The 19,527-nt window shown below is 71.7% G+C and carries 17 protein-coding genes and 1 pseudogene; 11 read left to right on the top strand and 7 right to left on the bottom strand.

The window, feature by feature from the left end; translation table 11 throughout:
* Positions 1-108: pseudogene (locus tag ABZU76_RS22855) on the top strand (peptide-methionine (S)-S-oxide reductase); the annotation flags it as partial.
* A 183-nt stretch (positions 109-291) separates the two neighbouring features.
* Positions 292-1,056 carry a DUF427 domain-containing protein gene (locus ABZU76_RS22850; protein WP_354872787.1) on the top strand — a complete coding sequence of 255 codons (765 nt, stop codon included), beginning with the start codon at positions 292-294 and terminating at the stop codon, positions 1,054-1,056.
* 4 nt (positions 1,057-1,060) lie between these two features.
* On the opposite strand, the gene ABZU76_RS22845 is transcribed toward ABZU76_RS22850, so the two are convergent.
* Positions 1,061-3,511, bottom strand: coding sequence for a WS/DGAT domain-containing protein (locus tag ABZU76_RS22845; protein WP_354872784.1), 2,451 nt, complete (start codon positions 3,509-3,511; stop codon positions 1,061-1,063).
* Between the two features lie 10 nt (positions 3,512-3,521).
* Positions 3,522-4,490 (bottom strand): DMT family transporter, encoded by a 969-nt coding sequence (locus ABZU76_RS22840; RefSeq protein WP_354872782.1) that lies wholly within the window; start codon positions 4,488-4,490, stop codon positions 3,522-3,524.
* A 115-nt stretch (positions 4,491-4,605) separates the two neighbouring features.
* Between ABZU76_RS22840 and ABZU76_RS22835 the strand changes: the two genes are divergently transcribed.
* On the top strand, positions 4,606-5,259 hold the full coding sequence (locus ABZU76_RS22835) for a VC0807 family protein (protein WP_354872780.1): 654 nt from the start codon (positions 4,606-4,608) through the stop codon (positions 5,257-5,259).
* The gene (locus ABZU76_RS22830; RefSeq protein ID WP_354872777.1) at positions 5,259-6,017 is read left to right on the top strand and encodes an SDR family NAD(P)-dependent oxidoreductase; all 759 of its coding nucleotides are present in this window, start codon (positions 5,259-5,261) and stop codon (positions 6,015-6,017) included. The genes ABZU76_RS22835 and ABZU76_RS22830 overlap by 1 nt, the downstream gene beginning before the upstream one ends.
* Before the next feature lie 139 nt (positions 6,018-6,156).
* On the opposite strand, the gene ABZU76_RS22825 is transcribed toward ABZU76_RS22830, so the two are convergent.
* Positions 6,157-7,353 (bottom strand): helix-turn-helix domain-containing protein, encoded by a 1,197-nt coding sequence (locus ABZU76_RS22825; protein WP_354872775.1) that lies wholly within the window; start codon positions 7,351-7,353, stop codon positions 6,157-6,159.
* A gap of 154 nt (positions 7,354-7,507) precedes the next feature.
* Between ABZU76_RS22825 and hpnC the strand changes: the two genes are divergently transcribed.
* The 7 genes from hpnC to hpnH are packed head-to-tail and all read left to right on the top strand — an operon-like array spanning position 7,508 to position 16,029.
* Positions 7,508-8,383, top strand: a complete 876-nt coding sequence (gene hpnC, locus ABZU76_RS22820) for a squalene synthase HpnC (RefSeq protein WP_354872772.1) — start codon at positions 7,508-7,510, stop codon at positions 8,381-8,383.
* Positions 8,380-9,237 carry a presqualene diphosphate synthase HpnD gene (gene hpnD / locus ABZU76_RS22815; protein ID WP_354872770.1) on the top strand — a complete coding sequence of 286 codons (858 nt, stop codon included), beginning with the start codon at positions 8,380-8,382 and terminating at the stop codon, positions 9,235-9,237. The genes hpnC and hpnD overlap by 4 nt, the downstream gene beginning before the upstream one ends.
* Complete coding sequence (gene hpnE / locus ABZU76_RS22810) at positions 9,234-10,586, top strand: hydroxysqualene dehydroxylase HpnE (RefSeq protein WP_354872768.1); 1,353 nt, start codon at positions 9,234-9,236, stop codon at positions 10,584-10,586. The genes hpnD and hpnE overlap by 4 nt, the downstream gene beginning before the upstream one ends.
* Positions 10,583-11,632, top strand: a complete 1,050-nt coding sequence (locus ABZU76_RS22805) for a polyprenyl synthetase family protein (protein WP_354872765.1) — start codon at positions 10,583-10,585, stop codon at positions 11,630-11,632. The genes hpnE and ABZU76_RS22805 overlap by 4 nt, the downstream gene beginning before the upstream one ends.
* Complete coding sequence (gene shc / locus ABZU76_RS22800) at positions 11,633-13,555, top strand: squalene--hopene cyclase (RefSeq protein ID WP_354872763.1); 1,923 nt, start codon at positions 11,633-11,635, stop codon at positions 13,553-13,555.
* The gene (ispH, locus tag ABZU76_RS22795) at positions 13,552-15,024 is read left to right on the top strand and encodes a 4-hydroxy-3-methylbut-2-enyl diphosphate reductase (protein ID WP_354872761.1); all 1,473 of its coding nucleotides are present in this window, start codon (positions 13,552-13,554) and stop codon (positions 15,022-15,024) included. The genes shc and ispH overlap by 4 nt, the downstream gene beginning before the upstream one ends.
* Before the next feature lie 3 nt (positions 15,025-15,027).
* On the top strand, positions 15,028-16,029 hold the full coding sequence (hpnH, locus tag ABZU76_RS22790) for an adenosyl-hopene transferase HpnH (RefSeq protein WP_354872759.1): 1,002 nt from the start codon (positions 15,028-15,030) through the stop codon (positions 16,027-16,029).
* A gap of 77 nt (positions 16,030-16,106) precedes the next feature.
* Here hpnH and ABZU76_RS22785 read toward each other — a convergent pair whose 3' ends face one another.
* The 4 genes from ABZU76_RS22785 to ABZU76_RS22770 all read right to left on the bottom strand — a co-directional run bounded on the left by ABZU76_RS22785 (position 16,107) and on the right by ABZU76_RS22770 (position 19,497).
* A complete protein-coding gene (locus tag ABZU76_RS22785; RefSeq protein ID WP_354872757.1) occupies positions 16,107-17,081 on the bottom strand; it encodes a zinc-dependent alcohol dehydrogenase family protein in 975 nt (324 codons plus the stop codon).
* A 216-nt stretch (positions 17,082-17,297) separates the two neighbouring features.
* Positions 17,298-18,155 (bottom strand): alpha/beta hydrolase, encoded by an 858-nt coding sequence (locus ABZU76_RS22780; RefSeq protein WP_354872754.1) that lies wholly within the window; start codon positions 18,153-18,155, stop codon positions 17,298-17,300.
* Between the two features lie 63 nt (positions 18,156-18,218).
* Positions 18,219-19,154: a polysaccharide deacetylase family protein gene (locus ABZU76_RS22775; protein WP_354872751.1), complete on the bottom strand. Its 936-nt coding sequence runs from the start codon at positions 19,152-19,154 to the stop codon at positions 18,219-18,221.
* A 37-nt stretch (positions 19,155-19,191) separates the two neighbouring features.
* Entirely contained in the window at positions 19,192-19,497 is a 306-nt protein-coding gene (locus tag ABZU76_RS22770) for an antibiotic biosynthesis monooxygenase (protein WP_354872749.1), read from the bottom strand.
* Between the last annotated feature and the right edge of the window lie 30 nt (positions 19,498-19,527).

Here is a 19,527-nt window from a genome sequence, read left to right as displayed (position 1 = left end):
TGGCAGGCCGAGCCCGAGCACCAGAACTACCTGCAGACCTATCCGAACGGCTACACCTGCCACTTCCCCCGCCCCGGGTGGAAGCTGCCCAAGCGGGCGACGGCCTGATCACGACGGCGCGCGGACCCACGTCCGCGCGCCGCGCGTTTTTCAGCGCCCTTTTTTCAACGCCCCAGTTTCAGCGCCCCAGTTTCAACGCCTGGTTCCAGCGCCTCATTTTCAGCGCCCCGGTCCCAGCGCAGCCGGAGCTGTCACATCGGACAACGGCCCGGCCGAACCGAGGAGATCCCGATGCGCGACTACCCGGACGCGATCACCCCGATCGACCACGTCGAGCCCGTGCCCCGGCGGATCCGCGCCGTGCTCGGCGGCGAGACGGTGCTCGACACCACCCGCGCGCTGTACGTGTGGGAGTGGCCGTACTACCCGCAGTACTACATCCCGGCCGCCGACGTGACGCCCGGCGTGCTCGTGGACGAGAACCACCCGCAGCGCCTCAAGCGCGGCACCGCGCGCCGCCAGACCCTCAAGGCGGGCGACGAGGTCAAGACCGCGGCCGCGCGCCTCTACGGTGAGGACGCCACCGCGGGGCTCGCGGACCACGTCCGGTTCGAGTGGGCCGCCCTCGACGCGTGGTTCGAGGAGGACGAGCAGGTGTTCGTCCACCCGCGCAACCCGTACGCGCGCGTCGACGCCCTGCGCTCCACCCGGCACGTGCGCGTCGCGCTGGAAGGCCGGACGCTCGCCGAGTCGTCGTCTCCGGTGCTGCTGTTCGAAACCGGCCTGCCGACGCGGTACTACCTCAACCGCACCGAGGTGGACTTCTCGCACCTCGTGCCCACCGGCACCGTCACCGAGTGCCCGTACAAGGGCACCACCACCGGTTACTGGTCCGTGCGCGTCGGCGACGTGGTGCACCAGGACCTGGCCTGGTCCTACGACTTCCCCACGCGCTCGCTCAGCGCGATCTCCAACCTGATCTGCTTCTACAACGAGAAGGTCGACCTCTTCGTCGACGGCCAGGAGATCCCCCCGCCGACCACGCACTTCTCCTGACCGGTCAGTCCACTTCGGACTGCAACCGGGCGAACGCCGATCTCACGGTGCCCGCCAGCCGGTCGCCTCGCGCGGCGTGGCCGGCGGGCACCGTCACGCACACGGTGAACCGGTCGGCCCACGTCATCACGCCCACCGCCACCGGCACGTCCGGCGCCAGCGACAGCACGGGGTAGACGGTGCGCACGAGGGAACCGTTGAGCACCACCGGCGAACGCGCGCCCGGCAGCACCGAGGCGATCATGCTGAACCAGGTGCCGCGGTAGACCAGCCGCGCCACGCGCCGGTGCAGCCACGGCGGCAGGATCCCGATCACGCGCACCACGGCGTTGCCCGCCCGGGGCGCGCCGCGGGTCACCTGCTCAGCGAGCAGCTCCCGCGTCGCGCGCACACGTTCGGCCAGCGACATCGCGCCGGTCGGCAGGTCGACGCTCGCGGCCCCTGTGTGGTTGCCCAGCTGGCGGAACGTGCCGGTGTCGCGAATGGACATCGGGATCAGCACCCGCACCCGCTCCGGCGCGGCCGCGCCCAGCTCCTGGTGCACGGCTTCCGCGACGAGCGCGAGCACGAAGTCCGTGGTCGGCACGCCGACCTTGCGCGCGGCCGCCCGCACCTGCGGCGCCGACAGGTGCGCACGCGCGTAATGCCGCCGCGGGCCCGAAATCTCGGTCTCCCACCGCACGCGCGGCGCGGTGCCCGCCCGCGCGAGCGCCCAGATGCCGCGGGCCAGCTCTTCGGCTTCCTTCCTGCGCCCAGGCCGTTTCCGCGCCGCGGCCGAGACGCGGTCGGCCGCCCCGCGCAGCCGGCCGCGGCGCACCGGCGCCGGCGGCGGGTCCAGCGGCGGTTTGCCGCGGGCCTGCCCGACGAGGGCGCCGATCACCGCGATGCCGTCGCTCGCCGCGTGGTGCAGAGCGATGAGCAACGCGCCCTGCTCACCCTCGATGCCCGTCACGAGCCGCGCGCGCACCGGGTGTTCCGGGGAGACGGGCTCGGAGAAGAAGTCGTCCATCTGCGCGGTGAGCGAGGATTCGAGCTCGCTGCCGGCCGGCAGCTCGACGTCGCCGAGGATGCCGTCGGCCGTGCGCGCCGGGTCCTCCTGCCACTTCGCCCGCCACAGGCCACCGCCCGGCAGGAGCCGCGCGCGCAGGCCGGGCGTCGCGGAGAGCAGGTGGACGGCGTCCGCGTGCGTGGGGCGGGAACCGTCGGCCTTCGGGTCGAGCATCAGCACCGCGCCGACCTGCTGCGGCACCTGCGGGGTCGCGACGTGGAGGAACAACGCGTCTTCGGGCCGCAGCCGCTGCGGCGCCGGGTTGAGCGGCGAGCCCACGAGCGACTTGAGCGCCGCCGTGAGCGACGTGGCCGAATCGCAGTGGCGCGTGGCCGCCTCCGCCATCGCCTTGAGCAGCTCCGGTTCGGCGAGCAGCGTGCGGACGGACCTGGTGAGCTCACCGTCCTTCTCGGTCACGAGCGCGAGACCGGCCTCGGCCATCAGCCGGGCGTTGGCCTTGCCGTGCGCGGCGATGGGCCGGTGCATGAGCACGGGCCGCCCGCACGCCAGGGCTTCCAGCCCGGTCGCGCCGCCTGCATTGGTCACCACGACGTCGGAGGCGATCGTGTAGTCGGCCATCCGGTCGGTCCAGCCGACGACCCGCAGGCGCGGCTCGTCGAGCCGTTCGAGCCGGTGCTGCAACGCCTCGTTGCGGCCGCAGATCGCCACGGGCACGACCTCGGGCCCGGCGGCGAGCAGCTCACGCACCGTGCCCTCGACGTCGCCGAACCCGAGCGAGCCGCACGAAACCAAGGCCACGAACGCTTCCGGCGGCAAGCCCAGCCGCTGACGCGCGCCCGCGCGGTCGCCGGGCCGGAACTCGGCGCGCACCGGCGGCGCCGACACCCCCACCGCGGCCGAGGGCGCGCAGCGGCGCGCCAGGCCCACGGCGACTTCGTGCATCACCATCGTGAGGTCGGCCGAGCCGTAGACCCAGAACGGGTGCGGGGCGAAGTCCGACACCCACGCGCCGATCGGCACCTTCAGTTTCCCGCGCCGGCGCAGCCACGCCAGCCCGGCCGTGCCCATCGGATAGGTGGACAGCACGAGGTCCGGCGCGAAGTCCGCCACCGGTTTCGCGAGGCGGCGCCCGCACCAGGACGCGGTGAAGCGCCTCGACGCCGCCGCGAACCACGCGAGGCGCCAGATTGCGTCGTAGAAGAACTCGTACAGCCACGGGGTGGTCTCTACGTTGGCCACGTAGATGCGGCGGAACAGGCCCCCGAAACCTGGCCCCAGCTGGTCGAGGGCGTCGAGCCATTTCACCTCGGCCGCGGGCCAGCGCTCCCGCACGGCGCCCTCCAGCGCCCGTCCGGTGGCGTTGTGCCCTTCCCCCATGTTCGCGGAGACGATCAGCACGCGCTCCAACGCGCCCCCTTCGCCAGAGGTGCCGCGAGCGGCGGTCACCAGCTGTTTCCTAACAGGTGGATCCGGCCAGACCGTACCCGTCGTCGGGGTCCGACCCGGCGTGCTCGGCCTCGGCGTGTTCGTGTTCTTCCTCGATCGCGGCCACGTCCAGGTGAGCCGCGCGGGTCGAGAGCATCGCGATGCCGACCACGATCACCGCACCGGCGAACGCCTCGCCGGCGAGCCCCCACGGCGTGCCGTTGGCGCTCTCCCCCATCCAGGACAGCCCGATCGCGACCCCCACGAGCGGGTCGAGAGCCGTGATGACGGCCAGCGCCGGCGTGAGGTAGCGGCCCTGCTGGAAGGTATTCTGGCTGAGCAGGAACCCGAGCGGGCCGACCACGCAGACGATGTAGAGCGTCCAATGCTTGAACGGTTCGTCCAGGCCCTGGCGGAACTGCCCGGCGACGACCTTCATCAGGCCGGCGGTCAGGCCGTAGAGCACGCCCGTGGCCACGGCGAGCCCGAGCACGCGCCCGGAGCCGGAGCGGCTGAGCGCGGCGAGCGCGAGGCCCGCGATGGTCACCGCGGCGAGCGCGATGCCGAGCGGGAGCAGCGAGGTCCCGGTGATGAGCACGTCGCCGTTGCCGCTGGGGCGCGCGATCAGCAGGAACACCGCGAGTCCGGCGACGCACAACGCCGAGCCCGCGCTCATCACCCGGTCGGGGCCTCTTCGCTCGAGCCGCGCGAACACGAACCCGGCGAAGATCAACGATGTGATGAGCAGCGGCTGGACCAGCAGCAACGGCCCGAACGCTAGCGCAACGAGCTGCAAGACGAGCCCCAGTACGGTCGCCACGATGCCGATGAGCCACAATGGTCGCCCGACGAGGCGCTTGAACAACGTGAGATCAAGCGGGTTCGCCGGCTCGACCTCTTTGGCCGCCTTTGCCTGGGCGGCGCTGGCGATCCCCATGCACGCCGCGCCCAGCACCGCGGCAGGGACGGCCACGAAAAGCGACACCCCCGTGACACTCATGGAATACTCACCTCACACCATTCCCATCCGCCGTGCCTATGCTGTTGAAAAATTCGTGGGCCGTGAGGGGGATGGTCACCCGCACCGGAGGTATTTGAAACGCATGCGACACCACATGACGGTCGACCTCCCCTCGTTCCGCAACTTGGTCGTGGGCGGGGGTCGGCATCTGCTGGAGTCCACGCTCGTACCTGCCGGCCTCTTCTACCTCCTCCTGACTTTGGTCAGCTTCGACAGCGGGGTCATCGCCGCGCTGTGCTGGTCGGTCGTCGTCATCGTGACGCGCCTGGTGATGCGTAAGACCGTCCCCGCGGTCCTGTGGCTCACCTCCGCGCTGCTGATCGCCCGGACCGCGTTGGGCCTGGCCACCGGCAGCGCCTTCCTGTATTTCCTGCAGCCGACCCTACAGAACTTCGTTATCGCCAGCCTGTTCCTCGTGTCCGCGCCGTTCAACAAACCGTTGCTCGCGCGGCTGGCTGGTGACTTCTGCTCGTTCCCGGACACGCTGTCAGGCCACCCCGGCATGCGGCGCTTCTTCCAGCGCGTGTCGGTGCTGTGGGCGCTGGTGTTCGCCGTGAACGGTTCCGTGACGCTGGTGATGCTCGCGAAGGCGACCGTCGGCAACTTCCTCATGGTCAGCACCGCGGGCTCGTACAGCCTGGTCGCGCTGGCGATCGTCGGCTCACTGCTGTGGTTCCGGCGCTCGCTGCGTTCGGAGGGCATCGTGCTGCGGATGGCCTCGCGCAAGCCCGCGCTCACCTCCGTCTGATGCCCGCTCCCCGCGGCACAGCGCTGGTCACCGGCGCTTCCTCGGGAATCGGCGAGGCCACCGCGCGGCTGCTCGCCGCCTCGGGAACCCACGTTCTGCTGCACGGACGCGACCGCGAGCGCCTGGCCGCGCTCGCCGCGGAAACCGGCGGCACCGCCCTCGAAGCCGACCTCGCGGACCCCGAAGCCGCGGGCAAACTGGCCGAACGCGCGCTGGCCGTCACCGGCCGCGTCGACACGCTCGTGAACAACGCGGGCCTCGGCTGGGCCGGTCCCCTGCCCGAGCTCTCCCCCGAGCTCCTCGCGCGGCTGGTCACCGTGAACCTGACCGCGCCGCTCGAGCTCACCCGCGCCCTGCTGCCCGGCATGCTGGCGCGGGGCCACGGCCGGATCGTGTTCGTGACGTCGATCGCCGGACGCACCGGTGTCGCGGGCGAAGCCGTGTACGCGGCGACCAAGTCCGGGCTCGACGCGTTCGCCGACAGTCTCCGCTTCGAGCTGCACGGCACGGGTGTGGACGTCGGCGTGGTCGTGCCCGGCGTGGTGCGCACCGCGTTCTTCGAGCGCCGCGGCCGGCCCTACACCCGCACGACCCCACGGCCGGTGTCCGCGCAGCGCGTGGCCGCCGCGGTCGTGCGCGCGACGCACCGGCCCGGTGACTACTACGTGCCCCGCTGGCTGCGCGTACCGGTCGCGCTCCGTGGCGCGGTGCCCGGTGCGTACCGCGCGCTGGCGACGCGGTTCGGCGCCGAAAGCTGACCGCTTCCCGCGCAGACCGCGCACGGCACCTCCCTCGCACCGAGTCATGCCTGCAAGCGTCTCCCGTGTCTCAGCTTGTCCTCGCCGTCAATGAACTTAGCCCTGCTAACCAACTCTGTCCTCGGGGTTATTCCCTGAGTCACTCGGACGTCGGCTGTCCCCCGGGCGGACCCCAGGCCAGGGCCAGCAGCAACGTCGCCCTGGCCTCCGGGTCGTCGAGCGCGGGCCCGAACAGCTCGTGCAGGCGGCCGAGGCGGTAGGACACCGTCTGCGGGTGGATGTGCAGGTCCTCGGCCACGGCCTTGCGGTCGCCGAGGTGCAGCAGCCACGAGCGGAGCGTGGTCTGCAGGCGCTCGCGCGAGGAGTCGTTGAGATCGTCCAGCGGCGCCAGCGACCGCTTGCGCAGGACCTCCAGCAGCCGGTCGTCGCGGTGCACGATGATCGCGTCGAGGTGCTCGTCGGCGAACACGGGGTCGTCGGACAGCAGGTGGTCGCGGCGCAGCCGGGCCGTCACCTCCGCGATCCGCAGGCTCGCCGGGAGCCGGTCGACGGGCACGGTCGCGCCGACCACCGCGCCGCCGCCGCGCAGCGCCCGGGCCAGCCACGCGCGTCGGCCCGGCCCGCCCGGGTCCGGCACGATCGTCACGAGCTGGCCCGGCCGCCGCAGCCGCAGGCAGGTGTCGTCGAGCCGCGCCACGAGCTCGCGGCCCAGCTGGTTCTCGTCCTCCACCAGCACCACCGTGGCCGAACGCGGCAGCCGCCACTCCGCCCGCAGCGCGGCGGCCTGCACCGCCGCCCCGTCGGCGCGGTCGGACAGCAGCAGCTCGGTCAGCTCGTCGCGCAGCCGCTCGCGCATGCGCACGGCGTCGGACTGCTCCTGCAGGTAGCCCTTGAGCGAGGACTCCGACAGCTGGTCCACCAGCGCGAACACCGTGGTGGCGAGCGAGGCGAACAGCTCCGCCGGCACCTCGAGGTCCAGCGCGGCCTCCGACACGTGGCGCCACGCGACCCGCGCGCCCACGCGGTAGGCCGAGAGCAGGCTGGTCACGCGACGGCCCTGGCGGTACTGCGTCCGCCCGATCTCCTCGAACACCACTTGCTCGACGCCCGAGCCGAGCTCGGGCAGGTCCTCGTCCGGCTGTTCGGCGAGGTTGATGAGCCGGCGCACGAACCCGGCGCTGGCCGTCACGATCTCCGCCAGCTCTTCGGTGAGGAACGCAGCGTAGTCGGGGTGCTGCTCGACGAGCTGATCACGAACCTCGTTCAGAATGGCCGGGAGTCGCCTGGTCACGACGGTCTCCAGCTCACCCAGACGGGTCACCTGGTCTGATCCCATGAGCGCAGCTCGTCCTTCCGTAGCAGGTAGCAGGTCTACGGGTTCGGTCCGCTTTATCCTCACCCCACTTTGTCCGCTCGTGCCAAGTCGAAGCCAGCAAAATTCTTCTTCCGGTCGCAGAAGCCGCCCATCCGTGCGAGTCAGACTGTGTTCAATGAGATCGACTTCACCTGGTGGTCACGCAGCGGACACGGACGGTCTGCGGGAGAAGCGGCACGCGGAGAACTTCCCGGTCGCGCTCCGAGTGCTGCCCCGGCGGCTGCGGTCGGATCTGCAGGCCGTGTACGCCGTCGCGCGCACGATCGACGACCTCGGCGACGAAGCCGAAGGCGACCGCGTCGCGCTGCTGCAGGCGTTCGGCGACGAGCTCTCGGCCGCCTTCGACGGCGCCGATCCCACCGACCCCGCGATCCGCGGCCTGGTGCCGGCGATGCGCGCGGGGCGGGTGGAGTTCGCGCCGTTCCGCCGGCTGGTCGAGGCCAATCTGCAGGACCAGCGCGTGACGCGGTACGCGACGTACGACGACCTCCGCGCGTACTGCCGGCTGTCGGCCGACCCGGTGGGCCGGATCGTGCTGCGGCTGTTCGACGTGCACGACCCCGAGGCCGAGGAGCTCTCGGACCGCGTGTGCACCGCGCTGCAGCTGCTGGAGCACTGGCAGGACGTGGCCGAGGACCACGGCAACGGCCGGATCTACCTGCCGCAAGAGGACCTCGCGGCCTTTCGCGTCACCGAAGACGAGCTCGGCGCGGCGCGGGCGTCGCGCCGGCTGAGAGAGCTGATGCGCTTCGAGATCGACCGCGCCGCGGCCCTTCTGGGCAGCGGCGCTGGTCTGGTCGGGCTCTTGTCCGGCTGGGGCCGGCTGGCCGTGAGCGGGTTCGTGGCCGGCGGGCTGGCGACCGTCGACGCGCTGAGGGAGACGAACGGAGACGTGCTCGCCACGCAGGCCAAGCCGGGCAAAGCGAGTGTGCTGGCGTGGCTCGTGTGGCTGCAGGTGGGTGAGCCCAGGACGGGGAGGCGGTCGGGATGAGCACGGTCGAAGAGGCGTACGAGCACTGCGCGCTGGTCACCAAGGAGCAAGCGCGCAACTTCTACTACGGGATCCGGCTGCTGCCGCCCGACAAGCGCTCGGCGCTGTGCGCGGTCTACGCGCTGGCCCGGATCGTCGACGACATCGGCGACGGCGTTCTCGCGCCCGCGGCGAAGCTGCAGGGCCTGGCCGACATCCGAAAGTCGCTCGGGGACCTGTCCGCCAGCACCGACCCGGTGTATGTCGCGCTGGCCGACGCGGCGCGGCGGTACCCGATCCCGCTCGGCGCGTTCGACGAGCTGCTCGACGGCGTGGAGATGGACGTGACCGGCCGCGAGTACGTGCGGTTCGAGGACCTCGTCGAGTACTGCCGGTGCGTCGCCGGTTCGGTCGGGCGGCTGTGCCTCGGTGTGTTCGGCAGCAAGCCGGAGCCCGAGGCACCGACGTATGCCGACGAGCTCGGGATCGCGTTGCAGCAGACCAACATCCTGCGCGACATCCGCGAAGACCTCCTCAACGGGCGCGTGTACCTGCCCAAGGAAGACCTCGACCGGTTCGGCGTGGAGCTGAAAGTCGGCGAGGACGGCCGGCTGGCCGACGACGGCGGCGGGCTGACCGCGCTGGTCCACTTCAGCGCCGCGCGCGCCCGCGACTGGTACGCCCGCGGCCTGAAGCTCGTGCCCTCACTCGACCGCCGCAGCGCCGCGTGCTGCACGGCGATGTCCGGGATCTACCGCACGCTGCTCGACCGCATCGACGAGCAGCCCTCGCTCGTGTTCGACCGCAGGCTTTCCTTGTCCGGCAGGGAAAAGGCGGTGGTCGCGGTTCGGGCGCTCACGGGGATCGGCCGATGACCTCCGACGTCGCGGTCGTCGGCGGCGGGCTCGGGGGCATCGCCACCGCGCTGCACTGCGCCGACGCCGGGCGCCCGGTGACGCTGTTCGAGGCCCGGCCGCACCTTGGCGGGCTCACGCACTCGTTCACGCGCGGCGAGCTGCACGTGGACAACGGCCAGCACGTGTTTCTCCGCTGCTGCACCGCCTACCTCGCGCTGCTGGACCGCCTCGGCGTCGCCGACCGCGTGATGCTGCAGCCACGCCTGGAGATCCCGATCCGCACGCCAGGTTCGACGGAGTCGACGTGGCTGCGCCGCGGCGACCTGCCCGCGCCACTGCACCTGGCCGCGTCCCTGCTGCGCTACGACCCGCTGCGCCCGCTCGACCGCGCGCGCTTCGCGTTGGCAGCGCTGGCGTTGCGCCGCGTGGACCCGACCGCCGACCGCACGGACCGGCAGTCGTTCGGCGAATGGCTGCGCCGCCACGGGCAGAGCGCCGCCGCGATCGAGGCGCTGTGGGACCTCGTCGGCGTCGCGACGCTCAACGCGACGGCCGACGAAGCGTCGCTGGCCCTCGCGGCAACGGTGTTCCAGGAAGGCCTGCTCACCGACCCGGCCGCGGCCGACATCGGCTGGTCGCTCGTGCCGTTGCGTGAGCTGCACGGCGACGCGGCGCTCGACGCGCTCACCACGGCCGGCGCCGACGTGCGGACCGGCACGAAGGTGCGCGGCATCGAGCAGACGGCCGGCGGCTGGCGCGTGCGCACCGACGACGGCGAGGCCACCTTCGCCCACGTCGTGCTCGCCGCTCCCCCGCCCGTCACGGAGAAACTCGCGCCGCCGGGCGCGATCCCGTTGCCGCCCGGCTGGTCTGGCGGGCTGGGCAGCTCGCCGATCGTGAACGTCCACGTGGTGCTCGACCGCCGCGTGCTGGACGAGCCGTTCGTGGCCGGCGTGCGCACGCCGGTGCAGTGGGTCTTCGACCGCACGCGCCAATCGGGCCTCGAATCGGGGCAATACCTGGCGATGTCGCTCTCGGCCGCCGACGACCTGATCGACCTGCCGACCGCGACGTTGCGCGAGCGCCTGCTGCCGGAGCTCACCAGCCTGCTGCCCGAAGCTCGCGGCGCGCAGGTGCTGGATTTCTTCGTGACCCGGGAACGGCACGCGACGTTCCGGCCCGGCCCGGGCACGGCGTCGCTGCGCCCGGGCGCGGAGACGTCCGCGCGGGGGCTCTACCTGGCCGGGGCGTGGACCGCCACCGGCTGGCCCGCGACGATGGAGGGCGCTGCCCGCAGCGGTGCGGCCGCGGCGACCGCCCTCCTCGAGAAGAACGTGCACGAGGAGAGGGAGGGAGTCGGAGCATGACCGCCACCATGCGACCCGCCGCCAAGGCGGCCCCTGCGGTGCCGGCCACACTCGGCCGCACCCGTGACGTCGTGCAGCCCGCGCTGCGCGAGGCCGTCGACCGGCTGGACGAGACCAGTCGCGCGATCAGCGCGTACCACCTCGGCTGGACCGACGCCGACGGCACGCCGGTGAGCGGCAACGGCGGCAAGGCCGTGCGATCCGCGCTCGCGGTGCTCTCGGCGCTGGCGGCCGGCGCGCCCGCCGAGACCGGCGTGCCCGGAGCCGTCGCCGTCGAGCTGGTGCACAACTTCTCGCTCGTCCACGACGATCTCATGGACGGCGACACCGAACGCCGCCACCGCCCCACCGTGTGGGCGCTGTGGGGTGCGCCGGCCGCCATCCTCACCGGCGACGCGATGCTCGCGCTCGCGCAGGAAGTGGTGTTGGACAGCGATTCCCCGCACGCGATCCCTGCCGCGCGGCTGCTGTCGGAGACCACCCGCCGGCTCATCCACGGCCAGGTGCTCGACGTCCAGTTCGAGCAGCGCGACGACGTGACACTCCCCGAGTGCGTCACGATGGCCCGCGGCAAGACCGGCGCGCTGCTGTCCTGCAGCGCCGCGATCGGCGCCGTGCTCGCCGGCGCGCCCGCCGAGACCGTCGACGCACTCGCGGTGTTCGGCGAAGAGGTCGGGCTGGCGTTCCAGCTCGTGGACGACGTGCTCGGCATCTGGGGCGACGCTGCCGTGACCGGCAAGCCCGTGTACTCCGATCTGCGGGCGCGCAAGAAGTCGCTGCCCGTCACCTACGCGATCACCCACGGCGGCGAGAAGGGCCGCGAGCTCGCGGAGTGGCTCGCGGGCGAGGAAACGGGCGGTGTTGCCGACGAGGCCGAGCTGGCGCGCGTCGCCGCGCTCGTGGAGTCGGCCGGCGGCCGCGAGTGGGCCACGGCCGAGGCCGCGCGCCGCGTCGGTACGGCCGAGCGCGCGCTGTCGGCGATCCCCCAGGGGCCGCGCGGAGAGCTCATCGGCATCGCCCGTTTCATCGTGCACAGGGAGGCGTGAATGACGCAGACCGTTTCCGGGACGTCCACTTCGGACACCCCGCGCGAACGCTCGCGTACTCCGGAAGAAACCCTCGCCGCCGGCGTCGAGTTCCTGCGCGGCGAGCAGGACCCGGCGGGCTGGTGGAAGGGTGAGCTCGCCACCAACGTCACGATGGATGCCGAAGACCTGCTGCTGCGCCAGTTCCTCGGCATCCTCACCGAACAGCAGAAAGAAGAGTCGGCGCGCTGGATCCGTTCGCAGCAGCGCGACGACGGTACGTGGGCCAACTTCCCCGGCGGCCCGGCCGATCTGTCGACCACCGTGGAGGCGTGGGTCGCCCTGCGACTGGCGGGTGACCCGGCCGGCGCGCCGTGGCTCGTCGAGGCGGCCGGCTGGATCCGCGCGCACGGCGGCCTGGAGAGCACCCGCGTGTTCACGCGGATCTGGCTCGCGATGTTCGGGCAGTGGTCTTGGGACGACCTGCCGAACATGCCGCCGGAGCTGATCTTCCTGCCGTCTTGGTTTCCGCTCAACGTCTACGACTTCGCGTGCTGGGCACGCCAGACCATCGTGCCGCTCACGATCGTCGGCACGCTGCGGCCGAAGCGAAAGCTGCCGTTCGACGTGGCCGAGCTGCGCGTCGGTGAGAGCCCGAAGAAGTCCGCGGCGCCGTGGACGTGGGACGGGGTGTTCCAGAACCTCGACACCGCGCTGCACACGTATGCGAAGCTGCCGTTCAACCCGGTGCGCAAGGTCGCGATGCGCCAGGCCGCCGAGTGGATCCTGGCGCGCCAGGAGTCCGACGGCTCGTGGGGCGGCATCCAGCCGCCGTGGGTGTACTCGATCCTCGCGCTGCACCTGCTCGGCTATTCGCTCGACCACCCCGCGCTCAAAGCCGGCCTCGAAGGTCTCGAAGACTTCACCGTCCGCGAGGAGACCGAGCAGGGCTGGGTGCGCCGGCTCGAGGCGTGCCAGTCGCCGGTGTGGGACACCGCGCTCGCGATGACCGCGCTGCTCGACGCGGGCGTCTCCCCCGGCGACGAGACGCTGGTGCGCGCGACGGAGTGGATGCTGGGCGAGGAGATCACCGTGCCGGGCGACTGGATGGTGCGCCGCCCAACGCTGGCGCCGGGCGGGTTCGCGTTCGAGTTCGCCAACGACGGTTACCCCGACACCGACGACACCGCCGAGGTGGTGCTGGCGCTGCGGCGTATGGGCCGGCCCGACCACCTGCGCATCCGCGGGGCGATCGACCGCAGCGTGAAGTGGCTCGAAGGCATGCAGTCGAGCGACGGCGGCTGGGGCGCGTTCGACGCGGACAACACGCAGGTGCTCGCCACGAAGCTGCCGTTCTGTGATTTCGGTGCCGTGATCGACCCGCCGTCGGCGGACGTCACCGCGCACGTCGTGGAGATGCTGGCGGCCGAGGGCAAGGCGGACACGATCGAATGCCGCCGCGGCGTGAAGTGGTTGCTGGACAACCAGGAGGCCGACGGTTCGTGGTTCGGCCGGTGGGGCGCGAACTACGTGTACGGCACGGGCGCGGTCGTGCCCGCGCTGGTCCTCGCCGGGATGCCCGCGTCCGACGTCCGGATTCGCCGCGCCGTGCGGTACCTGACCGAGCACCAGAACCCCGACGGCGGCTGGGGCGAGGACCTGCGCTCCTACGACGACCCGGGGAAGTGGTCGGGCCGTGGCGAGTCGACGCCGTCGCAGACCGCGTGGGCGCTGCTCGCGCTGCTGGCCGCCGGCGAGCGGGACTCCGCCGCGACGACCGAGGGCGTGGCATGGCTGTGCGAGCAGCAGCGCGCAGACGGCGGCTGGGACGAGGACTTCCACACCGGCACCGGCTTCCCCGGCGATTTCTACCTGTCGTACCACCTCTACCGCGTCGTGTTCCCGCTGTCGGCGCTGGGCCGGTACGTGCGGAGCTCCTCGTGAGACCGGCCGTGCTGTGCGCGCCGCTGCGGATCGAGCGGGCCGCGTTGCGCGCGGCCGGGCTGCCGGTGGTGCGCACCGGCCTGGGTCCGCGGCGGGCGGCGGCCACCGCGGCCGGGTTGCCAGAGGGGCCTCGCGTGGTCGCCGGGATCGGCGGTGGTCTCGCGGCGCACGTGCGCCCGGGCGACGTGGTGGTGGCCGACGAGGTGCGCGGGCCGGACGGGGTGGTCGAGGTGCCGACCGCTGCACTGCTGGCCGGTGCGTTGCGGCGGCTCGGGTTGACGGTCCACCTCGGACCGGTGCTCGGCGTCGACCACGTGGTGGGGGAACGGGAACGCGACGCGCTGGCCGCGTCGGGTGCGCTGGCGGTCGACATGGAGTCACACCGGCTGGCCGCTGCCGGGCAGCCGTTCGCCGTTATACGATCCATTGTGGACACGGTCGGCGCGCCACTGGTCCGGCCCAGCACGGTTTCCCACGGCCTGGCCGGGCTGCGCAGCCTGCGGGCGGCGGTGCCCGCTTTGACGGCGTGGGCGGCGGCGACCGGGCCGCGGCAGCTGCTGATGGCGAGCCCGCGGTCGTTCTGCGCCGGCGTGGAGCGGGCGATCGACATCGTGGACCGCGCGTTGGCCAAGCACGGCGCGCCCGTGTACGTGCGGCGCCAGATCGTGCACAACACCCACGTGGTGCGGAAATTGCAGGAGCGCGGCGCGGTGTTCGTCGACGAGGTCGGGGAAGTGCCGGAGGGCGCGACGCTCGTGTTCGCCGCCCACGGCGTGACCCCCGGGGTGCGGCGCGACGCGGCGGATCGCGGCCTGTCGGTGATCGACGCGACGTGCCCGCTGGTGACCAAGGTGCACAACGAGGTGCGCCGCTACAGCGGGCGCGGCGACACGGTGTTCCTCATCGGGCACGCCGAGCACGAAGAAGTGGAAGGCACCGTCGGGGAGGCTCCCCGTTCGGTCGTGGTGGTGGAGGACGTCGCGGCGGCCCGCACCGTGACCGCGCCCGCCGCTCAGGGTTTCGCGTACACCATGCAGACCACGCTGGCGCTCGACGAGGCCGAGGAGATCGCGTCCGTGCTGCGCTCGCGTTTCCCCGGGTTGTCGGCGCCCCGCAAGGACGACATCTGCTACGCCACCACCAACCGGCAGCAGGCGCTGCGGGCGATCGCGCGCGAGGTCGACCTCGTGCTGGTGGTGGGCTCCGCCAACTCGTCCAACTCGCGCCGGCTCGTGGAAGTCGCGGAGCGCGAGGGAACGCCGGCCGTGCTGGTCGACGGAGTTTCGGACATCGACCTGCGCCGCCTCGCGGGCGCGGGCCGGATCGGCCTCACCGCGGGCGCTTCGGCGCCGCCGCACCTCGTGGACGAGGTCGTGGCGGGCCTGGGCGGACTCGGGCCGGTCACCGTCGCCGAAAACCGGCTGACGGAGGAAGAAATCACTTTCACCCTACCTCGGGAGGTGCTCTGAGCCATGGCCATGCCGTTGCGTCAGTCCGTGCGACTGGGCGGTTATCTGATGAAGCAGAAGCTGCTGCGCAAGGAAAAGTTCCCGCTGCTGGTCGAGCTTGAGCCGCTGTTCGCCTGCAACCTCAAGTGCGCCGGCTGCGGCAAGATCGCGCAACCCCACACCCTGCTCAAGCAGCGCATGCCGGTGGAGCAGGCCGTGGGCGCCATCGAGGAGAGCGGCGCGCCGATGGTGTCCATCGCCGGCGGCGAGCCGCTGATGCACCCGAAGATCGACGAGATCGTGCGGCAGCTGCTCGACCGGCGCAAGATCGTGTTCCTCTGCACCAACGCCCTGCTGCTGCACAAGCACATCCACAAGTTCAAGCCCCACCACAACTTCGCGTGGATGGTGCACATCGACGGCCTCGAAGCCCGCCACGACGCGTCGGTGCGCAAGGAGGGCGGGTTCGCCGCGGCCGTCGAGGCGATCAAGCTCGCCAAGGAAAAGGGCTTCCGGGTCATGACGAACACGACGTTCTTCGACGGGGACACCGCCGAAGACGTCGTCGACGTGCTCAACTACCTCAACGACCTGGGCGTCGACAACATGCAGATCTCGCCCGCGTACGCCTACGAGAAGGCGCCGGACCAGGAACACTGGCTCGGCGTGCAGCAGACCCGCGAGCTCTTCACGAAGGCCTTCGGCGGCGGCAACCGCAAACGCTGGCGCCTCAACCACTCGCCGGTGTTCCTCGACTTCCTCGAAGGCAAGCGCGACCTGGAGTGCACCCCGTGGGGCATCCCGTCCTACTCGCTGCTCGGCTGGCAGCGCCCGTGCTACCTCCTCGACGACGGCTACGCGAAGACCTACAAGGAACTCATCGAGGACACCGACTGGGACGCCTTCGGCCGCGGCAAGGACCCGCGCTGCGACAACTGCATGGCCCACTGCGGCTATGAGCCGACCGCGGTGATCGCCACGCTGGGCTCACTGAAGGAGTCGGTGCGGGCGGCTGTGGGGCACTGAGGTTTCGCGTTTTGGAGGAAGCCGCAGGTCTTTCCAGACTTGCGGCTTTCTTCTTGCCTCGACGGAGATGCCGGCCTTCACTCGCCGAAGGTGAAGAGGATCTTGCCTCGGCGACCAGGGGTCAGGGAGTGCGCGAAGGCTTCCTCGTAGTTCTCCAGCCGGTACGTCGCTTCGACCGGCGCGGTCAGCTCGCCGGTGGCGACCAGGTCGGCCAAGTCGGAGTACAAGGTGGTCACCTCGGCGGCCGTGGCGGTGCGGAGCCAGTTCATCAGCCAGAAGCCCGTGAGGGTGATCCCGCGGAAGACGAGGTCGGCCGGGGAGATCCGTGGGGCGCCTTCGGGGAAGGCGTAGGTGACGACGGTGCCGCCGTCTTCGAGGACGCGGGTGAGGTCCTTGACGACCGGGCCGCCGGTGGCGTCGAGGATCAGGGACAGCCGCTCGCCGGCCAGGGCGGATTTCAGGGAGGCGCGGAGGTTGTCGTCGGAGACCACAGCCGCGTCGCCGCCCGCGGAGAGGACTTCGGCGGCGGCTTCGGGGCGGCGGACGACGTTCAGGGTGCGCAGGCCGGCGCGCCGGGCCAGGGTGATGAGGTAGCGGCCCATGGCGGAGTTCGCGGCTGTCTGGGCGATCCACGAACCCGGCTCGAGCCGGCCGTGCAGGCGCAGCAGTTGGTAAGCCGTCGCGGGGTTGACGGCGAGCATGGACAGCTGGAGGACGTCGACGTCCTCGCGGATCGGCAGCACGTTTCGCCGCGGGAGCACCACTTTGTCGGCCCACAGGCCCTGTTCCATGGTCGGCAGGATGAGCACGCGCTTGCCCACCAGCTCGGCCTCGCCCTCGACGACCCGGCCCACGCCCTCCGCGCCGAGGGGCGCGGGCAGCGCCGGGCGGACACCGTAGAGGCCGCGCATCAGCAGGAAGTCCGCGGGGTTGAGCGGGGCGGCGAGCATCTCGACCACGACGTCGTCCGGCCCGGGCTTCGGAGCCGGGGTGTCGTCGAGGCGGACGGAAGTGGCGGGGTCGCCGAACTCGGTCAACAGAAGGCGGGCCATCGGTGAAGTCCTTTCAGGAAGTCGGCAGAAGGAACGGATCAGTGCGAACCCGCGAACGGCGGATCGCCAGGCGCAACGCCGCCCTCGGAACCGGCCGAGCCCGCCCCGCTCTCGGCAACAGCAGCCGGAGAAGAACCAGGGATCGGCCACCCCCGAAGGCTATGACAACCGTCATAATTGTCAAGCGCGGGAGAAACACCCAACCCGACAACGGCTCTATCGGGCCAGCAGATCGTGCAGCGCCGCACCGACGACGGCCGCGCCCGAGTGGGTCATGATCGTGGCCGCGTGGTCGGCGCCGGTGATGCGCCGGGGGCGGCGCAGGGAGGGCAGGGCGGCGCGGAAACCGGCCAGAGCCTTGTCGCCGTACGCGGGCGGCGTGTCCGCTCCCGAGCTCCACTCGGCGCACACCAGCTCGGTCGGCACGGCGATCTCCTGCCAGCGCGACTCGCCGAAGAACACGTCGGTCGCGTCGGCCAGCACGGCTTCGCGGCTGAGGAACACGCGGCCGTCGGACAGATCGTGGTCGAGGCAGTCGCGCAGGAGCGGGTCGGCGGCGTCGAGCAAGGGGTTGGTGCGCGTGAAATAGGCCAAGTACTCGTCGAGGTCCGCCCAGCGCCGCGAGACGCGATCCAGCTGCGGGGCGAACGCGGCGGGCACCGTATCGGCAGTGAGGCCCGAGGGCACGGCCATCGGGAGCCCGCCGTCGACCAGCACGAGCCCGCGGACACGGTCCGGCCGGCGCGTGGCGAGCTCCACCGCGACGAACCCGCCCAGGGACATCCCGCACACGTCGACCACCGGGTGGCCCAGCGCGTCGAGCACCCGGACCAGGTCAGAAGCGTGCTGCCGCAACGAAGACGGGCCGGCGACCGCGAAGCTGCCCGCGCGCCCACGCAGGTCCGGCATCACCAGCGACAGGTCCGGCCCCTCGGCCCGCAGCCAGTTCCACAGCCGGCGGTTGCTGGTCACCCCGTGGACGGCGAGCACCGGCGCCGAAGCCGCGGCCACCACCTCCACGGCCAGCGCCCCGCCCTCGACCGGCACCGACACCGTCCTCGCGTCACCCACCATGAGGACACCGTAACGACCGAGGACCACTGTGGACAGTCACGGCCCGACAGTAACGGCCGACAGTCACGGCCCGATCGGCTCCCAGTCCCGGTGGTGGTCCGACCACCACTGCGCGATGTCGAGCCGCCGCAGGAAGCGCACACCCGGCTGCTCCGTGGCATACCTGACGAAATCCCGCACGGCCGCCGCGCGTCCGGCCTGACCGCTCCACCGCGGGTGCAGCCCGACGGTCATCATCCGCGCCCCGAAGCCGTCGTCGGCTTCCTCACACAGGTAGTCGAGCGCGAGCCGCAGGCTCTCGAAGAACTGCGCCGGCGAGCCGTAGGTCGGGCTCAGCAGGTAGCGGGTGTCGTTGTACACCTTGGAATACGGCACGATCAGCAGCCCGCGCTCCGAAAAGTACGGCAGCTCGTCGTTGCAGGGATCCGAATCGTAGAGAAACCCGCCTTCCTCCACGAGCAGGTCGAGCGTGTGCTCGCTCGGGAACGACCGCACGTACCACCCGCGCGGCCGCTGTCCCGTCGTCCGCTCCAGCGACTCGATCGCGCGGTGCAGGTGGTCGCGCTCCTCGTCGACGGACATCCGCGCGTAGTCGAGCCAGCGGTAGCCGTGGCCGATCACGTCGTGGCCGCGTTCGCGGATCCACTCCGCGACGGCCGGGTTGCGCTCCAGCGCCACCGCGCACGCGCCGACGCTCACCGGCACCGAGTACCGGTCGAAGATCCGCGCCAGCCGCCAGATGCCGACGCGGCTGCCGAACTCGTAGTGCGTCTCGGTACCGAGGTCACGCACCTCGGGGCCGACCTCGTAGGCGTACTCGCCCCAGCCGTCGTTGCGGCCGTCGCCGTCGGGGATCGAGTACTCGGCCCCCTCCTCGTAGTTCACGACGACGTTGACCACGACCTTGGCGTCGCCGGGCCAGCGCACGCGCGGCGGGTACCGGCCGTAGCCGACGAAGTCACGCGGGGACGCGCTGGCCGGGTCACGGGGTTCGGGCACGAACCCAGCGTGGCACGGCCGCCGCGTCGCGGCAGGGTCAGTGCGGCGGGAGCTTCGTGGCCAGCAGGTCCACCGCTGTGATCGTGGGCGGCACGGCGAAAAGCTCGTCACCGCGCAGCTCGATCTGCCGTCTGACCTCACCCTGGAGGTGGGCCTCGCGGTCCTCCTCCGTCTCGAACGCGTCGAAGATCCGGAACGACGACGGCCCGAGGCGGAAGCTGAACCAGGCCAGGGTGCCCGGTTCGGCGTCCACAAGGGACTTCGCGTCGGTCAGGAACTGCGCCACGTCGTCCTCCTTCCCGGTCTTCGCTTCGAACTGGACTAAAAATCCGTACGCCGGCATGGTTTCCTCCTCGCCGGGGCCACCGTGGCC

This window comes from Amycolatopsis sp. NPDC005232 (genome assembly GCF_040607795.1).
Classification (GTDB): Bacteria; Actinomycetota; Actinomycetes; order Mycobacteriales; family Pseudonocardiaceae; genus Amycolatopsis.
This window is presented reverse-complemented; position numbering and strand designations above follow the sequence as displayed.

Bases quoted from the DNA above. Each gene is read 5' to 3' on its own strand.
- ABZU76_RS22850 (WP_354872787.1), top strand. From the start codon at position 292: ATGCGCGACTACCCGGACGCGATCACCCCGATCGACCACGTCGAGCCC.
- ABZU76_RS22840 (WP_354872782.1), bottom strand. From the start codon at position 4,490: ATGAGTGTCACGGGGGTGTCGCTTTTCGTGGCCGTCCCTGCCGCGGTG.
- ABZU76_RS22835 (WP_354872780.1), top strand. From the start codon at position 4,606: ATGACGGTCGACCTCCCCTCGTTCCGCAACTTGGTCGTGGGCGGGGGT.
- ABZU76_RS22830 (WP_354872777.1), top strand. From the start codon at position 5,259: ATGCCCGCTCCCCGCGGCACAGCGCTGGTCACCGGCGCTTCCTCGGGA.
- ABZU76_RS22825 (WP_354872775.1), bottom strand. From the start codon at position 7,353: ATGGGATCAGACCAGGTGACCCGTCTGGGTGAGCTGGAGACCGTCGTG.
- hpnC (WP_354872772.1), top strand. From the start codon at position 7,508: ATGAGATCGACTTCACCTGGTGGTCACGCAGCGGACACGGACGGTCTG.
- hpnD (WP_354872770.1), top strand. From the start codon at position 8,380: ATGAGCACGGTCGAAGAGGCGTACGAGCACTGCGCGCTGGTCACCAAG.
- hpnE (WP_354872768.1), top strand. From the start codon at position 9,234: ATGACCTCCGACGTCGCGGTCGTCGGCGGCGGGCTCGGGGGCATCGCC.
- ABZU76_RS22805 (WP_354872765.1), top strand. From the start codon at position 10,583: ATGACCGCCACCATGCGACCCGCCGCCAAGGCGGCCCCTGCGGTGCCG.
- shc (WP_354872763.1), top strand. From the start codon at position 11,633: ATGACGCAGACCGTTTCCGGGACGTCCACTTCGGACACCCCGCGCGAA.
- hpnH (WP_354872759.1), top strand. From the start codon at position 15,028: ATGGCCATGCCGTTGCGTCAGTCCGTGCGACTGGGCGGTTATCTGATG.
- ABZU76_RS22785 (WP_354872757.1), bottom strand. From the start codon at position 17,081: ATGGCCCGCCTTCTGTTGACCGAGTTCGGCGACCCCGCCACTTCCGTC.
- ABZU76_RS22780 (WP_354872754.1), bottom strand. From the start codon at position 18,155: ATGGTGGGTGACGCGAGGACGGTGTCGGTGCCGGTCGAGGGCGGGGCG.
- ABZU76_RS22770 (WP_354872749.1), bottom strand. From the start codon at position 19,497: ATGCCGGCGTACGGATTTTTAGTCCAGTTCGAAGCGAAGACCGGGAAG.